This window comes from Paenibacillus sp. Paensp38 (assembly GCF_059491915.1).
The window spans coordinates 4,537,828-4,556,510 of the sequence record NZ_CP168516.1; the positions used below are offsets into that span (position 1 = coordinate 4,537,828).

Consider the following 18,683-nt stretch of genomic DNA (forward strand, 5'->3'; position numbering starts at 1 on the left):
ATTCGACAAAAACAAAACCTTTTTACACTCATAATAATTCGGGGCTGTTTTTTGATATTAAAAAAAGCAGCAAATCTCTTGGTTAAAGAGACTTGCTGCTTCATTCTGATATTAAACGAAAACTAAAATTCGAAGTTATTTGGATGCCTTTGGCTTTGTTGTTTTAGCTGGTTTAACAACCGCCGGTTTGGTCGTTTTAACAGCTGGCTTTGCTGTTGCTTTCGCGGGAGCCACAGCTTCCTTTACAGAAGTCGTTGCTGTACTAGGCTTAGCGCCAGCTTTTAAGCTGTATTTGGCAAAACCGTCTGCCGCGCTGCTCAAGTATGAAATTTGTTGATTGCCTGCCAGCACGTCTTTGGCATCAGGAGAGGACTCGAAAGTAACCTTTGCCTGACCAAAAGAAGCAATAGACCAGTTGCCATCCGCCGATGGATTAATCGTTCCGTTCGTACGGATATAGTCAACAACGACTTGACGACTTTCATCCGGTGCTGCCATCACAATTCGTTTGCCATCTGGGTTGGCCAGTTTGGATGAGGAAGCACGATAGTTATTGGTGGCTACGATAAATTTCTGTGCAGGATCTATAGCCTTTCCATTGTATTGCAGATCCTTGATACGATGCGCTGAAGAATCAATAATAGTTCCCTTGGCATCATACCGTGCAGGCTGCGTTACATCAATCTGATAATTCACACCATCAATGACATCAAAATTGTAGGTTGGGAAATCCTTGTTGATCAGCGATTGCTCCTCAGTTTGCTTTGGATCAATACGGTTGAACTGACCCGCAGACCACTCCAGCCATTCCTGAATTTCAGCACCGGTCACTTCTACAGCATGAACCGTGTTCGGGTACACATACAGGTCGGACACGTTTTTAATCGCTACCGTACCTTCAGGAATATTAGTGTAATACTCGGCTCCGTTTCGACCGCCGGCCTTGAATGGAGCGCCTGCCGACAATACTGGAAGATTTTCGTATTCAGTTCCTTTAAGATGGTTTTGAACATACCATTTCTGTGCATTCGTCACAATTTGAATGGAAGGGTCGTCCTGCACTAATGCAAAATAGCTGGTAATTGGCGCCGTCGTTGTTCCTACAGGCTGGCGAATATAATCCAGCGTTCCTTGATGCTCTTCTTTGACCGCATCAATCAGTTTGAATTCAGGCGTAAACTTCACAGTCTGATTGGTAGTACTCACTACCGGACGCACTTGAGACTGAGAGTCGATTACGTTCCATTCACTCTTTTCCTTTTCCAGAGTCAGGTCAATAATGCCCAAATCCTTGCCCCATGAAGAAGCTTCCACGGCCGGTACGCCATTAATGGTTCCCTTATCCAGATCTACACCCTTCATATCTTTAAAATCAGGGCCTGGGAAAGATTTATGAGCATGCCCAAACAGAATCGCGTTAATTCCTTCCACCTGGCTCAAATATTTAACAGCATTCTCCATCATTGGCGTTTGTGGCACATCCTCATAACCTGTGTGCGCAAGCACGACAATAATGTCGGCACCTTCCGTTTTCATTTGAGGAATAAACTTTTTCGCCGTTTCCACAATATCCTTCGTAACGACCTTATCCTTTAAATTGGCTTCATCCCATTGCATAATTTGAGGTGTTACCAGGCCGATTACACCCACTTTGAGTGTATGCTGATCACCTTTTTCATCCGTTACTGTTTTATCAAGAATCTGATAAGGGGTAAAATAATTTTTAGTAGCTTGACCCCCCTTGTCAACATAAACATTCGCATTTACGTAAGGGAAATCGGCTCCCTTGAGCGATTTCTCCAGAAAGCCTAGACCATAGTTGAATTCGTGGTTGCCCACTGTAGCCGCATCATAGCCCATCAAGTTCATCATCTTGTAGACCGGATGGACGCCGCCTTCTTTCTCGAAGGTTTTATTTCTGGCCATATAATCACCTAATGGATTGCCCTGCAATAAATCACCGTTATCGAACAACATGCTGTTTCTCGCTTCACTACGCGCCTGTTGGATTAGTCCGGCTGTGTTAATCAAGCCATATTCGTTGGTTTCTTTGTCCGAGTAGTAATCGTAGTTCATCAGGGACGCATGAATATCCGTTGTTTCCATGATCCGCAGATTCACCGTAGCTTCATCGCGGGATTTGTTAGCTGCCCAAGATGGAGCGGTCGAAAACACCAGCATGCTACAAGCTACAACTGCTGCTGTAAACCCTTTAAACCAATTTTTACGTAATAACAAAATATACCCCTCCTCATTAAGGTGTATGCCTCATATACATACTTTTGCACATATATGTAAGCCTTGAACCCACCATTTCTATTTTAATCCAACGCCAGACAAAAGAGTAGTCATTTACTTAAAATTATTTATGAAAAAATAATTATTTTTCTCAAACATAAAAAAACCAGCAAACCTCCTAATAAAAACTCGGAGATTCACTGGTTTATCCATTTATATTCGTATTATTTCTTCCACACCTGGCGCTCCGTTTGCTGACCCACATACTCAATGCGAGTCGGATTCACGTCCAGAATGACATAATCGGGATCATCCGGTCCGGAGAACCATTCCTTCAAGGAATCGTTCCACACTTGTTTGCGCAGCCCCTCATCAGCTGTAATCTGGACGGTAGCCTCCACTTCTACAACTTCCTTCGTACCGCCAACCTCATAACCCAGCAGCAGATAAGCATTCGGATTGTCCTTTAGCTCATCCACTTTATGCGTTTTGCGATCTGTCGCCAGATGAATGTTCATTCCATCGTTAAAAAGGGCCATATAGCGTACTTTCGGTTTGCCACCCTCTACCGTACCTAACGAACAAAATTTGTTGTTATCCAAAGCCTTCACAATGGCTTGTTCCAGTTGGTTGCGATCCAATGTTTCCGTTTTACCCACAGTACAACAACTCCTTTTCACAAATTAGAATTCTCTACGGCCATGCCATTGGGCACCAGCCCATCTGAACCTACCTGCGCAGCTGTTCTGAAAATAACATGACCGGATCGAATCGGATTGATTCATACTCATTTTCAGATCAAAGCTCACAGTAAAAGTGTACCCTGTCGTTCGGCAAATGAACCGTTATCTCTCCCTTCATGCTGGACAGACCCGCATTCAAAGCATATAATCGTCGTAGTAAACCCGAATAAATGAACCCATTAAACCATACAATGCCAGGGGTGCTGGAATCGGCCGGCTGAGAGTGTGTCCCAAGACACTGACCCTTACAACCTGATCTGGGTAATGCCAGCGTAGGAATGCTTAAGCAAGATGTGCCTTCTTTACATAGGACCATCCCTTACTTTGGTATATACAAGCGCAAGCGTCCCGGAAACTCGGGGCGCTTTTTTGTTGAGGATTAAGTTGTTGGAAAGATCGCGTCCGGCAGATGTTATTTTTATGAAAATGGGAAACTTAAGCTGTCTGATTGGATGGATAACGGGTAATCAAAAGGAGAGAACACTAACGATGAAGCGCATGAAAATATTAAGCCTGGGACTGATCAGTCTGTGGCTCATGGCCCTGACCCTGACCGCTTGCGGTGGAAGTCCCCCTACATCCCAAGAAGCAGCTTCCGCTACCGACACTCAAACGTCTACTCCGGCAAAGGGGCTCAAAGATGTTAAAATCGTGCTCGACTGGACACCCAATACGAATCATACGGGACTCTATGTCGCCAAGGACAAAGGATTTTACGAAAAAGCAGGTTTGAATGTCCAAATTGTTCAACCTGGTTCAGGCGGAGCCGATCAAATGGTTGCTTCTAATGCTGCACCTTTTGGTATCAGCTACCAAGAAGGCGTCACACAGGCCCGCACGCAAGGTGTGCCGCTTGTATCCATCGCTGCGGTGATTCAGCATAATACCTCAGGCTTCGCAGCCCCGGTAGATCGCGGAATTAAAAGCCCGAAAGATTTTGAAGGTAAAAAATACGGCGGTTGGGGCTCTCCCGTAGAAGAAGCGGTCATGAAATCCATCATGGATTCAGACAAAGGCGATGTGAGCAAAGTGAAGATCGTCAACATGGGCAATGCAGACTATTTTACAGCCGTGAAGCGGGATATCGACTTTGCCTGGATTTTCTACGCATGGACCGGAATCGAGGCCCAACTTCGAGATGAGCCATTGGATATGCTGTATGTAAAAGATTATTCCAAAAGCCTCGACTACTATACGCCTGTAATTGTGAGCAACGAACAGACGATAAAAAATGATCCCGAGCTGGTCAAAGCGTTCATGGACGCTACCGCCCAAGGCTATGAATACACTATCGCCCATCCGGAAGAAGCCGCGGACATCTTAAGCAAAGCTGTACCGGAGCTGGATAAAAAACTGGTACTTGCCAGCCAAAAATGGCTAAGCCCACGTTATCAGGATGATGCCGCGCAATGGGGCGTGCAAAAAGCGGAGGTATGGCAAAACTATTCGGACTGGATGTACGAACGCAAGCTGCTCAGCAAGCCTTTGGAAGTCGATAAGGCCTTCACAAACGACTTCTTGCCCAAGCGCTGACCATTTGTTAAAACGCTAAATAAGACTGAACTAGAGAAGTGAACGAAGCCCCACTACGCAGTCGGATGGTGCTTCCCATCGCCACCACCCCGGATTTCTTAATAAAAACTTATGATTAATGTAGAAATCCGGGGAGGTTATGCTTCCGAAGCGAGCTTTCCTACGGAAAGCTTTTAAAGCGAACGCTAACGCTTGTACAGCACCATTCCGCCCACTTCGTTCTCGTTCAACTTGGTTTATTCTTTAGTTTCATATTATCTAAGCGCTAAGTAGGTGCGCTTGTGTGTTAAAAATGCCGCACAAACCAGCTTTAAAAATAGGGTGCTTTTAAGGCGGGCAGCAGCGGAGCGGTTCATTTGAATCTGGAGAAGCGGAGCGTTCGCCTTTGCAGGGGAATTCTTACCTTTGAAAACTTAAATAATCCAAGAATCCCCCTGCAACAGCGATCGTAAGACCAAATGAAACGCGGAGCGGTCTCAAACGCCTTAAACCACCCTATTTTCTCTAAAACACTCCAAATGAAGGACAGGTGAATTTGCATGGCTAATACACTGCTCAGTATTCAAGTAATCCCTAAAACTCCTAATAACGAGGACTCTTACCCGTATGTAGATAAGGCGATTGAGGTCATTCAGCGCTCCGGTGTCAAACATCAGGTGAACCCATTGGATACGACCATGGAGGGCGAGCTCGACGAGTTGCTGAAAGTGGTTAAAGAAATGCATGAGGCTTTGACGGAAGCGGGCAGTCCCAGCGTCATTTCACAGATCAAAATCGCACATAACCCACAAGGCATCAGCATGAACAAGCTGACCGAGAAATATCGCCCATGAATCCGAAAGGCAAGAACGCATCCTGGTGGAAAAGCGTATGGCCGCCCCTTGTGGCGGTCCTCTTCTTTTTAGCAGCCTGGCAGGGGGCGGTTTCCTATTTACATATTGAATCCTGGCTACTGCCAGCTCCATCCCTCATCGTACAGGAGGGCATGGCCCAGACGGCGCTGCTTGGTGCCCATACATGGGCTACAATTCGCCTGACACTTGTGGGATTCGCTATAGGGACAGCAACGGGACTGTTGATCGCCATCGTTCTTCATACCATTCCTTTTCTCAAATCCGCCCTGTATCCGCTGCTTATCCTGAGCCAAAACATTCCGATCATCGCCCTGGGGCCGCTGCTCATGGTGTGGTTTGGTTTTGGCATGCTGCCCAAGCTGATGGTCATTACCTTAGTATGCTTTTTTCCCGTGGCTGTAGCGACCATGGACGGGCTGACACGGACGGACCGTATGATGATGAACTATATGCAGATGTCGGGTGCAGGTCGCATGGCTATTTTTATGAAGCTGGAGTTGCCACACTCGTTGCCGCAAGTATTCTCCGGCATCAAGATTGCTGCCACCTACAGTGTGATGGGCGCAATTATTGCCGAATGGATTGGTGCGAGCGAAGGAATCGGATATTATATGCTGCTGCAAAAATCGGCCTATCGCACGGACCTCATTTTTGCCGCCATCGGCATCATTGTCGCGCTCAGTTTACTGATGTTTGTCATCATAGTACTACTGGAAAAATGGCTGGTTCGCTGGAAACCGGATCAGGAATAGCTTCCTCCTTGAATTAAATACAGCAAAGAAAGGACGTGGCACATATGAGTCTGCATCCGACTGACTTATCATCACACAACGTTGCTAATGAACAACGAGCCGGGGACCAGCAGAGTCCTTCGACTGCCCCTTCTGCTCTGGAATTGGACGGGATCAGCCTCGCCTTCCGCGAAAAGCGAAGCTTACTGCCCGTGCTGCAGGATGTATCCCTCACAGTCAAGCCGGGAGAATTCGTTTCTCTCATCGGTCCGTCAGGCAGCGGAAAAAGTACGCTGTTTCACATCATCGGCGGGCTACTCAAACCACAGCAGGGACGTATCCGTATGCACGGACGAGACATGACTGGTGAACGTGGGCATATCAGCTATATGCCACAGCAGCCCGCCCTTTTCCCGTGGCGCACCACGCTGGATAATGTACTGCTTGGGCAGGAAAATGCTCCACGTAAAAATACAGCAGTCCCCCCTCAGTACGCCAGTGAACGCGAACGTCGCAAAGAAGCCCTGCAATGGCTCGAGCAGGTTGGACTAGGCAAATTCGCCAAGGCGTATCCACATACGCTGTCTGGTGGAATGCAACAGCGTGCAGCCTTTCTTCGCGCACTGCTCAGCCCGCAGGAATTAATGCTGCTGGATGAGCCGTTCAGCGCACTCGACGCGCTGACACGTGCAGATATGCAGCAATGGTTATTGCGGATGTGGGAGAAGAACCGCCGCTCTGTGCTGTTCATTACCCACAGCATTGAAGAAGCGTTGCTGCTCTCCGACCGCATTTATGTGCTGTCAGCGCGACCTGCTTCGGTGGTGCATGTCGTAGATGTCCCTTTTCCCCGCCCGCGTAGGGAAGAAATCACCCTCGATCCACTCTTTATTGAATGGAAGCGAACCATGACCGGCTGGATGCGTGAGGAAAAGTACAAACTGGACGGCGACATGGACAATGCTCAGAGCGTTCACAAGAATATCCCGGAAGATGGATTGAATCGGCATGAGTGACGTAAAAGTTCGATGTGCATCGAAATGGAACAGCCAAACAAAGCTAGGCTTGGATTTGACCACAACAAGACCCGCTCCATTAATCGACGCGCACATTCATGTAGACAGCTACCCGCCCGAACAACAGAAGCTATTGCTCGCTTCACTTGCTGATAGCAGCGTCCAAGCTGTGATAGCCGTGTCGATGCATCTGGACTCCAGCCGAGCCAATCTACGGTTAGCCGAGCGTTACCCTGGGCTAGTACGGCCAGCCTTTGGCTTTCATCCCGAACAGGCCCTTCCACCGCAAACTGAGCTTGACCTCTTGTTCGACTGGATGGACGAACATGTACAGCAGATGGTCGCCGTGGGTGAAGTCGGCTTACCCTATTACAATCGGCTAGAAGCCTCGCAGAGCGGTTCACCTTTTGACCTCGCTCCCTACATAGTGCTACTGGAGCGTTTCATCCAGTTTGCAAGCAAGCATAGCAAGCCCATTGTCCTGCACGCCGTTTATGAAGACGCAGACATCGCCTGTGACCTTCTGGAACGTCACGGCGTCACGCAGGCGCATTTTCACTGGTTTAAAGGCTCTGCCGCCACGACCGAACGTATCGCCCGGAACGGCTATTATGTCTCCTTCACACCGGATCTCCTGTACGAAGAAGAGATCCGCAGTTTGGCAAGGCAGTATCCGTCTGATCAGATCATGGCAGAGACAGACGGTCCCTGGCCGTTCGAGGGTCCTTTTACCGGACAACAGACACATCCCCGGATGACTGCCGACGTCATTCGCGCGTACAGCAAGCTGACCCAGCAAGATGAATCTGCCGTCCATCAATTATTTTATGAAAATACGAGACGCTTTTACTCACTATCTGATGGATAAAGGTATACCAGCTGTTTACTGACTGGAAGGTTTACAACCACAACATGCAACCAAAGCAAAGAACCTCCTTATTTACGCGGAACTTCATCATACGTAAATAAGGAGGTTCTTGTATTTTCAAACGTATATAGCTCAAATACTACTTGTATTTTGCAGAGTTTTTTATCACTACTCAACTTTTATTGCTTCAAGAAACCCTTCTGTTCCAAAAATGGCTTCAACTGCAAGCGTGCTGGCTCGGTCAATCTTCCGGCCATTTGCTCAGACCATGGCGTAGAGCGTTGACCGCCCGTACGTTCCTTCAAATATTCCGCTGATGTGTGATCGTATACCTCTACAGCTTTCATCGTCTGATTTTTGTCGTAGCCGTTCATATGCAAAACACCGGACAGCGGAAGGCGTGGACGCAAGCCCGTTTCCTGATCCGGTACACCAATACACATACCGAATACTGGATACACCAGCTCTGGCAACCCTAACAACTCAGACACCTCTGCTATGTTAGTACGAATGCCGCCAATGTAGACGATGCCCAAGCCCAGTGATTCAGCGGCTACCGCTGCATTTTGTGCAGCTAACGCGGCATCAATGGTCGCAACCGTATAATTTTCAACGGACCCCTCATAGGAAGGCTGACCTGGCTGATGGTGGAGCGTGACCTGTTTCAAGCGATACAGGTCTGCGCACCATACCAAAAACGCAGGGCATTGCTCAACGTAAGCCTGCCCTCCTGCCAACTCCGCCAGTTTTGTTTTCAAAGAAGGCTCGGTAACGGCGATAACGGTATATGCCTGCACATTGCTGGACGAGGAAGCCATTTGGCCAGCTGCCACAATAGCTGCGAGCTGCTCGTCGGTAATGGGGGCTGACTTGAATTTTCGCACAGACCGGTGATTCATCAACAAGGAAATCGTATCATTCATGACTGCTTCACTCCTAATCCATAATATAAGCTCTTTATCTACTTCAAGCTGTGAGTATACGAAGAAGTTCTTGCATGCTTGCATGGCACTCCTACAAATATTATGGAACTTTCGCGAATGATAAGCAACCTGACGTAATGAAAGTTGAATGGTTTTAAAAAACCAAACACAACAAAAAGCAAGCACGCAGAGAAACCAACCAATTGCGCGTACTTGCTCTATACTCTGATAATAACTTTATCTCGATACAGAAGTCCGACAGCACGTTATCCTGCCGATACATCCATACACTTACAGCTTTACTCGTTGGAGACGCAGCGCATTCAGCACAACTGAAACAGAGCTAAATGCCATGGCCGCTCCCGCCAACCATGGGGCAAGGAAGCCCAAAGCAGCTATCGGAATACCGATCACGTTATACCCGAGCGCCCAAAACAGATTTTGCCGTATGTTTGTCATGGTCCGGCGGCTCATTTCAATCGCGTCAGGAATGCTGTTCAGGTTGCCGCGCATGAGGGTAATATCCGCCGCCTCCATGGCCACATCCGTTCCCGTACCCATCGCCATCCCAATATTAGCAGTAGCCAGCGCAGGCGCATCGTTAATACCATCCCCAACCATAGCTACGATCATGCCTTGTTCCTGAAGCCGTTTCACTTCCTCAGCCTTTCCTTCAGGTAGCACCTCCGCCAGCACTCGTTCAATTCCGGCCTCGGCGGCAACAGCCCGCGCAGTCCGTTCATTGTCACCCGTAATCATGATGACTTCAATGTTCATCGCCCGCAGACGAGCAACGGCCTCCCGTGACGTTTCTTTAATCGTGTCCGCTACGGCCACCAGTCCGGCATAGGAACCGTCCACAGCGACCAGCATCGCGGTTTTCCCTTCTTTTTCCAGATTGTTCATATACTGCTCAGCTAAGTCATCTATTGCGATGCCTTCCCTGCTCATCAATCGGCGTGTACCGGCCAATACCTGTTTACCTTCCACATGTGCCTTCACACCATAACCCGGAATATTTTCAAAATCTGTCGGTCCTACCAGCTCAATGCCTCGATCTGCAATCCCCTTTACAATGGCTTCCGCCAGCGGATGCTCTGAGCTTTTTTCTGCCGCACCGAGCAACCGCAGCATATCCTTTTCAGCCATGCCGCTTGCTCCAACCATAACATCCGTCAGCTCGGGCTTGCCATTCGTAACTGTACCTGTCTTATCCAACACCACTGCGTTGACTGAACGGGTCATCTCCAAATGCTCGCCGCCCTTGAACAGAATACCATATTCAGCGGCACGTCCCGATCCTGCCATAATGGACGTTGGAGTTGCCAATCCGAGCGCACAAGGGCAAGCAATGACGAGAACTGCAATCATTTTCTCCAGTGAGCCTGCAAAATCAGTCGGCGTCACAAGGAAAAACCAGACGATAAAGGCCAACACAGCGATAGCAACAACAATGGGGACAAAAATACCGGAAATCTGATCCGCAATCCGCTGAATGGGAGCCTTGGAGCTTTGCGCATCTTCCACGACCTTAATAATACGGGACAACGCCGTATCACCACCCACACGCTCAGCCTGGATACGTAGAACCCCGTTTTTATTGAGCGTCGCCCCTGTAACTGCGGAACCGGCTTCTTTTTCAACCGGAAGACTCTCACCACTTAACATGGATTCGTCCACTGCCGAACGTCCGTCTACGACCACACCATCGACAGGAATTTTCTCGCCGGGTCGTACAATAAAGATATCCTTCACACGTACCTGTTCAATCGGAATATCAAGCTCTTGCCCATCACGTACTACACGTGCCGTTGTCGCCTGTAGACTCATCAGGCTCTTGATCGCCTCGGACGAACGCCCTTTGGCTACCGCTTCGAACCATTTACCAACCAAAATAAGCGTAATTAGCACCGCGCTTGTCTCGTAATACAGCTCTGGCATGGTCATGACAGGCATTCCCGCCATCCCCTCCATAACATCAGCCGGACGCAGAGTAAGGTACAAGCTGTAAAAATAAGCCGCAGACGTACCCAGTGCAACTAACACATCCATATTCGAACTGCCGTTACGAAGCGCTTTGTACGCGCCCACATAAAACTGCCAACCAATGACGAACTGAATCGGCGTTGTCAGCACTAGTTGGAACCATGGATTCAAGAACAGTTCTGGCACATAAATCCATGATGTAAAGGAAAAATGAGCCACCATCGCCCACAACAACGGCAACGACAGCACTGCGGACACAATCCACTTCCATTTTTTACGATGGATATCCTTACTGCGGACATCCGCGATATTGTCCTCAGCGCTCTGCGGGATCGCTCCGTAGCCTAGCTGTTCAATCTTGCTCACCAGATCACCAACCGCAATACTCCCCGCGGCATATTCCACATGAGCGGTTTCCATCGCCAAATTTACCGTGGCACCTGTTACACCAGGCATCCGATTCAATCCCTTTTCAATCCGGGTTGCACAGGCCGCGCAAGTCATGCCCGTTACATTCAGATTGGCTTCTTCACTTACAGTTCCAAACCCAAGAGAAGCAATTTTATCGCGGAATTCAGCGATCTCCACCTGCTTGGGATCATAGGATATCGACGCCTGCTCCAAAGCCAAATTCACATTAGCCTGTGCCACACCATCTATTCGCTTTAAACCTTTCTCAATACGGCTTGCGCAGGCAGCACAGGACATCCCTGTAATGTGAAGCGTTGTCTGCTTGTCACCGTCGGTCGCACGGTTTTCCATGGCCATCCTCCTCCCATACCCCAGTGGGGTATATCGTATCCAAAAAGAAAAAGCTTCTAATATGGAAGCTTCCTCTTCGAAACAAGTTTTTTCACACATAAAGCTTCAGCTTAAACAACATCATAGCCTTGGTCTTCAATGGCTGTTTTCAGCGCTTCAACGTTCAGCTTGGACTCGTCATATTCTACATTCACTTGTTTCATTTCGAGGCTGACCTTGCCGGTAGCGCCAACTTTCTCCAAAGCTCCTTCTACTGCCTTCACGCAATGATTGCAGCTCATGCCTTCTACATTCAATGTAACTTGTGCCATTTTCTTTTCCTCCTCTGGGGTACTTCCGTACCCATAATGTGTATGAATACTACTCTTAACGGATTAGCTTCTTGACCGTAACCAGCAGCTCGTCAATCACTTCCTGCTCTCCTGCCTGCATGCGCTCAATGACACAGCTTTTCATATGCCCTTCCAGCAGCAGCTTACCGACACCATTCAGCGCGGACTGGACAGCCGCAATCTGGTTCAGTACATCGTCACAGTAGGTATCCTTCTCAATCAAGCCTTTAATTCCGCGAACCTGACCTTCAATACGGTTCAACCGGGATACGAGGCTGTTCTTGAACTCTGCCGAATGATGACTTTTTCTAACTGTCTTTTCCCCATCTGTTCCACAGTGATTCTCATGGACTTCAGTGTGGGAAACAGGTTGCTCCTCAGCCATACATCAGCCTCCTGTGTGGTGTATATATGCATTCATGCATTTATTATAGTTCCATCATAATATACCCCCATGGGGTATGTCAACCTTCCAGATAAATGTCACTTTTTCGCCCTATTTTATACTTTTGAGCGTGCTTCCTTAGCAAGTACGATAAAGCTTAATAGAGCACCAACCTCGGCTATAGCTATAACGACCGCCATGGGTACGGGGGTTGTTCCACTCCCCAAGCCTACTAGCGGTGAAGCGATGGAACCCAGCAATAGAGGCAGCAAACCAAGCATGGCGGACGCACTACCTGCGGAGCGCTGCTGACTCTGCATTGCCAATGAAGTCGTCGTTGTACTCACAATCCCTACGCAGGAAACGACAAAAAATAGCGGAACTAAAACAGCAAACAATTGGCCTCCAGTAAAGGCTACAGTAAGCAAGCTGATTCCGGCTACAGCCGCAATGACCAGACCCGACAAGAGTAACTGTCGTTCGCTGAAGCGACCCACAAGTCTACCCGTTAACTGGGAAAACAGTACAATCCCCAAACCATTCACTGCAAAAATGATGCTATACGTCTGAGGGGAAACCCCGAAAATATCCTGAAGCACGAATGGTGAGCCAGCAATATACGCGAACATCGCTCCCGTAATCAGCGCCTGTGAGAAGGCATAGCCCATAAAGCGTCGATCGGCAAACAAGTGACCGAGTGTCCCCAGCGTCTGCTTCAAACCACCGGATGAGCGGCGGTTCGTTGGCAACGTTTCTGGCAAACCCAATACGACGGCAATCAGCATAGCCACGCCGACCACACAAAGTACCATGAATACACCACGCCAGGAAACAAAGTTCAAAATGGCACCGCCCAGTACTGGTGCAGCAATGGGGGCCACGCCGTTCACCAGCATGAGTAGTGAGAAAAAGCGTGTCAATTCTTTGCCCGAGTATAGATCACGGGCTACAGCTCTGGAAATCACGATCCCTGCCGATCCTGTAAGCCCTTGAATAAAGCGAAGTGCAATGAGCATACCGATATTCGGCGCAAACACGCATAACAGCGAAGCAGCAGCGTACAGAATGAGCGAGATCACCAGCGGTCCTCTGCGCCCCCTTACATCGCTAAGCGGACCAGCAACGATCTGTCCAACGGCCAGGCCCAACAGACAGGCGGTCAAACTAAGCTGCGCCAACGAAGTAGTCGTATGCAAATTGTCGGCTAATGTAGGCAGCGACGGCAAATACATATCTATGGACAACGGCCCGAAAGCACTCAATGCACCCAGGACAAAGGCGATCCATAATATTCGCGATTTGGTCATATCTGCGGCAACCATAACAGTATTGGATAACCGGTTCATAATAATAATCATCCTTTTCACAAAAATATAAATAATTACTTCAATATATCATGATATCACTCATTTCGTCTGGCTTCGAATCATTACACGCTAATCCGCAATTTTTTTTCAAAACTGCTATATATCAGGCAGGAATTTACCAATTTCAGGTCGAATTATACGGTAACCAAAACAAAAAATTTGTGGAATCTGGAGAATGATAATGGTCTATGATGGAGTGCTACTGGGTCTCATTGTAGGTCTGTTCAGAGGAGGCTGGCGGCAAGGTCTGATCCGTTTCAGTCAAATTCGCCTTATAGCCGGCTGGATGTTCCCCGTGCTGCTACTGGTACAATTCATTATTTTTTATTTCCAAGAAAAATGGACTGGGCTGGCAGCCATTAACGGGTATCTATTTATGGGAGTCTACGTGGTTGGATTGATATTTCTCTGGTTGAACAGACATCATAAGGGATTCAAGCTTATTATCATCGGCGTATTGATGAATTTTATCGTTATGGCGGTGAATGGCGGCAGGATGCCAGTCTCGTTGAGCGCTTCGGAGGTGCTGGGTCCCTATTATACAGATATGCTTAAATCCGGAAGTGTCATCTCGAAACATTACATGATGGATGCGAGTACGCGTCTATCATTGCTTGGTGACATTATTCCTCTCTCCAAGCCCTATCCCCGCACGCAGGTAATTAGTATTGGAGATGTTGTCATGAACTTCGGGATGTTTCTGTTTATCCAAAGCATTATGGTCGTGAAAAGAACCAAGGATAAGCAGCAAGAAACCAATCCCCGTCACGCCTAGTGCGTACCTTATTCCAAGGAAGGGAGGGAACCCTATGAAAAACTTGAAATACTCCCGTGTGATTATCAATGCTATTATTGTAGCTTCTGTCATAATTGCTTTGACTTCCGGTTACAAAATCGGGGGCTAGTCACCGATAAGAAAAAAAGGAAGCACAGGCTCAACAAAACAGGCTGGATTCCGGCCTGTTTTTTCATGTGAAATTTTCGATTATAAAATTGTAAATTATCCCATTCACCCCTGGTAGCTTTGACATCAAGATACGACAAGGCAGGAGAAGAAATGATGAGTATAATAAAAAAGCTGCAAGAACGGGTTACCGCGACTGGAATATATGTGTTTTTCATATGTTTGGCAGGCTTGATCGTTCTCCTGTATACGAATCAGTGGTCCTTTTTGCACTATACGACAACAGAGTGGGTCACGATCTATTCCCTATTGGGAGCAGTTCTAATTCTGGAGCATTTTACATTCCAGCTACCACCGGCCAGTAACAAGCAGTCCATGGATTCCTCCGTGTATCTGGCTTGTATTTTTGTGCATGGCACCGAAATTGCTATTCTGATTTTGCTGTTAAATGTAATCATTGCTATGTTCCGGCACACAGAACTGTCCTGGTGGAAGCATACCGTCAATTTTTCTATTTACGCCCTTTCCATTTTCCTGTCTTCAACAGTATTTGAACTAAGCGGCGGAACGCAGGGAGCTTTAAACCAAGAGCATTTCGCTTCCTACCTGCTGGCGTTAATTTGCTACTTTGCGGTGAACACAATCACACTGGGCATCTACTTTTATATCGCATACAAAGGGTCCTTCAATGAGCTTAAACAGGCTTTTTTGGCTGAATCCCTGCTCGTATACTTATGTACACTCATTCTGTCTTTGGTATTGACTACACTGATTTATAACAATGGCATTCTAGGACTTTTGCTGTTCCTTGGGCTAAGCATGCTCCTATCTCACGCATTCAAGCAAATGTTCACGCTGTATCGGGAAATCGAAGAAAAAGCAAACATGGATCGCAGAACAGGGCTATACAATCACAGCTACTTTGAAAATACACTTGAAGCTGAATTAAATATATCGAGATCCGAGAATACTCCCCTCAGTCTGGCGCTGATTGATATTGATGATTTCAAAAAATACAATGATCATTTCGGTCATCTTAAAGGCGATCAGCTACTGGGATTTCTCGGTGAGTTTCTTAAGAAGGAAACCTCCGACACCCCCATCACCGTATCCCGCTACGGTGGAGAAGAATTCACCCTGCTTATGCCTGATCATACCGCTGAACAAGCTTATGAAATAGTCAATGCTATTCGAAAAAGATTAAATGATTCTCGTTATGAGGGTGTCGAAATTTTTCCACATGGCTGTCTGTCCTTCTCCGCAGGTATTGCCCAAAGCCGCATTGACATCTACGACAAATCACAGCTGGTCGATCTGGCGGATAAAGCCCTGTACTACGCCAAGAAACAGGGCAAAAACATCGTTCATACGCATGGAAGCTTAAATGAAGTGGAGCGTGAGGTCGATCTGGGGCAGGATATTCGTGATCTTGAGCAGCAGCTTAATTTGTTCTTATACAAGGATATTAATACCTTCAAGCATTCAAAACGGGTGTTCAGATATGCAGCAGACATGAGCGATGTGCTTCAACTCGGACCGGAGGATAAGCGGCGTTTCATACTAGGAGCTCTCATTCATGACATTGGTAAACTGGAGATTCCCTGGAATATCCTCAATAAAAAAGAGAAGCTGTCCGGTGAGGAATGGCAGATGGTGCAAGCGCATGTCATGTGGGGCAAGCGTATTGTAGAAGCCAACGAACGATTCGTAGATTTGATTCCTTTTGTGGAGCTGCATCATGAACGTTATGACGGAGGAGGCTATCCGTTTGGCTTTAAGGGCGAGCAAATTCCACTTTTATGTCGGATGCTGACGATCATCGACTCTTTTGATGCGATGACAACCGAGCGTCCCTATCAACCCACCAAAACGTTCGAGGAGGCCATTGAAGAATTACGTGCTTGCTCGGGTAGCCAATTCGATCCCAAACTAACGGCTATTTTTATCCATTATATTCAACACAAGCAACCTGCTTTCACGGATCTCATGGAAACAGGGCTCTAATTCCTTCATAGGCTCTTCCTCTTTCCCCTAGCATGGTTGAAATCGTCCTGAATTCAACCACACTAGGGGTTTTCATATGATTGGCATTTTGTATAATGCTTATTATTTCAAATTTCATATAAATGTCATAATTCGCTCCATCTATTCGCGCTATATGCACTATGATTAAGATAGGAATGGATTTGTACGTCAGGCAAAATCCTCCTGTATAAAATGTTATAAATGGGGATATCCTCGCTTCAAGTAATCGAGAGAAGGTGACTTCACAAGCATGTTGTATCTGTCCAGACCAGCCCGTGTGGCTTGTCTTTTATTGCTGTGTCTCCCCCTTCTGGTCCTGTTTCCTCACTCTTCGTGGGCTCATGCATTTGTCATTGAATCCAGTCCGACCGAAAATCAGGTTTTGGACAAGTCGCCTTCTCAGGTGACCATTACCTTCAATGAAGATTTGCAATCTGCCTTCATGTCGATCAAAGTGACCGACGAAACAGGCAAGCGGGTCGACACAGGAAAAGCACAGCTTGACCCGAATCACAAAGCCACCATGGAAATCCAATTGATCCCAGGGATGAAAAATGGAATTTACTCTGTTAGTTGGAGAGCTTTATCCGCAGACGGACATCCAGTTAATGGAGTTATTCCATTTCAAGTAGGCAGCGGTTCCAATGCGCCTACCCATCAAACTACCGCACCTGAAGGCTCAGGGACATCACGAATCGACTTAATCGCTGTCCGTTGGTTTCTTTACATAGGACTATCGCTGCTTTTTGGAGCGATTTGTTTCCGGCTGTTCATCTTACCGAGCATAAGCCAAGACAAGAATCAAAGTGAACAGCATAAGCAAAATCAGCGGCCCTTTGAAACATCGCCCCGCTGGAATAAACTGCTATGGAGCGGCTACGGCATAACGTCTGCCGCCATTCTGATCAGCCTGCCACTTCAGGCTTCATGGGATGCCGGGGTTTCCATCAGGGAGGGCTTCTCACTCCCGATTCTGGGAGAAGCTCTCCAGTTTACTGGAGCCGGACAAATTTGGTTTATCCAGATGATTCTCGTGCTACTCCTAAGCGTAACGCTGATTTACGCGCTGGATTACAGCATTTCGAGTCGCCAGCGCCGTCTTTGGGGCTACAGCTCGGCTCTCCTAACGCTATGCCTCATGCTGTCCAAGGCCTTTGTCGGTCACCCGGCAGCGGCTACCCATCCAGCTCCAGCCATTGCGGCGGACTTCGTCCATCTCGCGGCAGCAGCCTTTTGGATCGGCTCACTTGCCGTCATGGTCGTGTGCCTGCCGGTTGCCGGAGCAGAGTTGCCCGTATCCGAGCGGGCAACTCTACGACAAGCCGCCTTGCGCCGCTTCGCCGGCTGGGGCATTGCTATGGTGGCGGCGTTACTCGCCACCGGTATATATGGAGCCGTGCTGTACATTCCGGCTCCCTCCATGCTGCTGAACACGTCCTATGGACTCGTTCTGCTCGGCAAGGCAGCGCTGCTGCTAGTCATGCTGGCCTTCGCGGCCAGCCAGTTCCGCAGCGCACGGCAAGCGGCGCCCAGCAAGCAAGCCGCCCGGGGATTGCGTGCCGAGTTGTCCGTCGGCCTGCTCGTGATGCTGTTGACTGCGGTGCTCACTCACCTGTCACCCGGTCAGGCACCTGCTGTACCGTTTGAGGAGACTCGCACTACGGGTGGATATAACGTTACCCTGGCAGTCAGTCCCAATGCTGTAGGCAGCAATGAATTTAAGGTATCCGTTCAGGACAGCAAGGGTGCTGCCGTTTCAGGAATCCAGCAGGTTACATTAACGCTCACTCCAGCAGACCCTGACCAAGATCAACAGGAATTTGTTCTACCTGTGAAGCAGCAACAGCCATTCCGCAGTCAGGAATTGATGACCTCCGAAGGAACATGGGCGGTAAAGGTACATGCTCTGACGGCTTCACTCGATGCGGTTGATGCTGAATTCACCCTGCATGTAGGCGGTAAAAAATAATTATTTTATACTTCAGGATTTTGTGAAATCCTCACTTAAAAGGAGCG

Annotated in this window: 15 protein-coding genes and 1 riboswitch; of the genes, 8 read left to right on the plus strand and 7 right to left on the minus strand. The window is 48.0% G+C overall.

Annotation, left to right across the window (positions count from 1 at the left end):
• Positions 1-135: 135 nt before the first annotated feature.
• Together ACEN8J_RS20050 and ACEN8J_RS20055 are read right to left on the minus strand one after the other, a co-directional pair.
• Positions 136-2,238 (minus strand): bifunctional 2',3'-cyclic-nucleotide 2'-phosphodiesterase/3'-nucleotidase, encoded by a 2,103-nt coding sequence (locus ACEN8J_RS20050; RefSeq protein ID WP_495593889.1) that lies wholly within the window; start codon positions 2,236-2,238, stop codon positions 136-138.
• Positions 2,239-2,462: 224 nt separating this feature from the next.
• Positions 2,463-2,897, minus strand: a complete 435-nt coding sequence (locus tag ACEN8J_RS20055; protein ID WP_029514695.1) for a pyridoxamine 5'-phosphate oxidase family protein — start codon at positions 2,895-2,897, stop codon at positions 2,463-2,465.
• 270 nt (positions 2,898-3,167) lie between these two features.
• Positions 3,168-3,277: riboswitch (TPP riboswitch) on the plus strand.
• Positions 3,278-3,470: 193 nt separating this feature from the next.
• Between ACEN8J_RS20055 and ACEN8J_RS20060 the strand changes: the two genes are divergently transcribed.
• The 5 genes from ACEN8J_RS20060 (at position 3,471) to ACEN8J_RS20080 (ending at position 7,983) form a co-directional block, all read left to right on the plus strand.
• Positions 3,471-4,514, plus strand: coding sequence for an ABC transporter substrate-binding protein (locus ACEN8J_RS20060; RefSeq protein ID WP_029514694.1), 1,044 nt, complete (start codon positions 3,471-3,473; stop codon positions 4,512-4,514).
• A gap of 539 nt (positions 4,515-5,053) precedes the next feature.
• Entirely contained in the window at positions 5,054-5,347 is a 294-nt protein-coding gene (locus tag ACEN8J_RS20065; protein WP_016818835.1) for an MTH1187 family thiamine-binding protein, read from the plus strand.
• Positions 5,344-6,120 carry an ABC transporter permease gene (locus ACEN8J_RS20070; protein ID WP_029514693.1) on the plus strand — a complete coding sequence of 259 codons (777 nt, stop codon included), beginning with the start codon at positions 5,344-5,346 and terminating at the stop codon, positions 6,118-6,120. The genes ACEN8J_RS20065 and ACEN8J_RS20070 overlap by 4 nt, the downstream gene beginning before the upstream one ends.
• A gap of 44 nt (positions 6,121-6,164) precedes the next feature.
• Positions 6,165-7,115: an ABC transporter ATP-binding protein gene (locus ACEN8J_RS20075; protein WP_069010756.1), complete on the plus strand. Its 951-nt coding sequence runs from the start codon at positions 6,165-6,167 to the stop codon at positions 7,113-7,115.
• A 55-nt stretch (positions 7,116-7,170) separates the two neighbouring features.
• Positions 7,171-7,983 carry a TatD family hydrolase gene (locus tag ACEN8J_RS20080; protein ID WP_029514691.1) on the plus strand — a complete coding sequence of 271 codons (813 nt, stop codon included), beginning with the start codon at positions 7,171-7,173 and terminating at the stop codon, positions 7,981-7,983.
• A gap of 179 nt (positions 7,984-8,162) precedes the next feature.
• On the opposite strand, the gene nfsA is transcribed toward ACEN8J_RS20080, so the two are convergent.
• From nfsA to ACEN8J_RS20105, 5 genes are all read right to left on the minus strand, one after another.
• Entirely contained in the window at positions 8,163-8,906 is a 744-nt protein-coding gene (gene nfsA, locus ACEN8J_RS20085; RefSeq protein ID WP_318627665.1) for an oxygen-insensitive NADPH nitroreductase, read from the minus strand.
• A 291-nt stretch (positions 8,907-9,197) separates the two neighbouring features.
• On the minus strand, positions 9,198-11,654 hold the full coding sequence (locus tag ACEN8J_RS20090) for a heavy metal translocating P-type ATPase (protein ID WP_318627666.1): 2,457 nt from the start codon (positions 11,652-11,654) through the stop codon (positions 9,198-9,200).
• Between the two features lie 110 nt (positions 11,655-11,764).
• The gene (locus ACEN8J_RS20095; RefSeq protein ID WP_165147930.1) at positions 11,765-11,965 is read right to left on the minus strand and encodes a copper ion binding protein; all 201 of its coding nucleotides are present in this window, start codon (positions 11,963-11,965) and stop codon (positions 11,765-11,767) included.
• A 55-nt stretch (positions 11,966-12,020) separates the two neighbouring features.
• Entirely contained in the window at positions 12,021-12,371 is a 351-nt protein-coding gene (locus ACEN8J_RS20100) for a metal-sensitive transcriptional regulator (protein WP_013308456.1), read from the minus strand.
• Positions 12,372-12,487: 116 nt separating this feature from the next.
• Positions 12,488-13,717, minus strand: coding sequence for a multidrug effflux MFS transporter (locus ACEN8J_RS20105; protein WP_340931224.1), 1,230 nt, complete (start codon positions 13,715-13,717; stop codon positions 12,488-12,490).
• A 202-nt stretch (positions 13,718-13,919) separates the two neighbouring features.
• On the opposite strand from ACEN8J_RS20105, the gene ACEN8J_RS20110 reads away from it, so the two are divergent.
• The 3 genes from ACEN8J_RS20110 (at position 13,920) to ACEN8J_RS20120 (ending at position 18,636) form a co-directional block, all read left to right on the plus strand.
• Positions 13,920-14,513, plus strand: coding sequence for a DUF5317 domain-containing protein (locus ACEN8J_RS20110; protein WP_029514685.1), 594 nt, complete (start codon positions 13,920-13,922; stop codon positions 14,511-14,513).
• 282 nt (positions 14,514-14,795) lie between these two features.
• On the plus strand, positions 14,796-16,646 hold the full coding sequence (locus ACEN8J_RS20115) for a bifunctional diguanylate cyclase/phosphohydrolase (RefSeq protein ID WP_049816859.1): 1,851 nt from the start codon (positions 14,796-14,798) through the stop codon (positions 16,644-16,646).
• A gap of 271 nt (positions 16,647-16,917) precedes the next feature.
• Complete coding sequence (locus tag ACEN8J_RS20120) at positions 16,918-18,636, plus strand: copper resistance CopC/CopD family protein (RefSeq protein WP_495593890.1); 1,719 nt, start codon at positions 16,918-16,920, stop codon at positions 18,634-18,636.
• Positions 18,637-18,683: the final 47 nt, after the last annotated feature.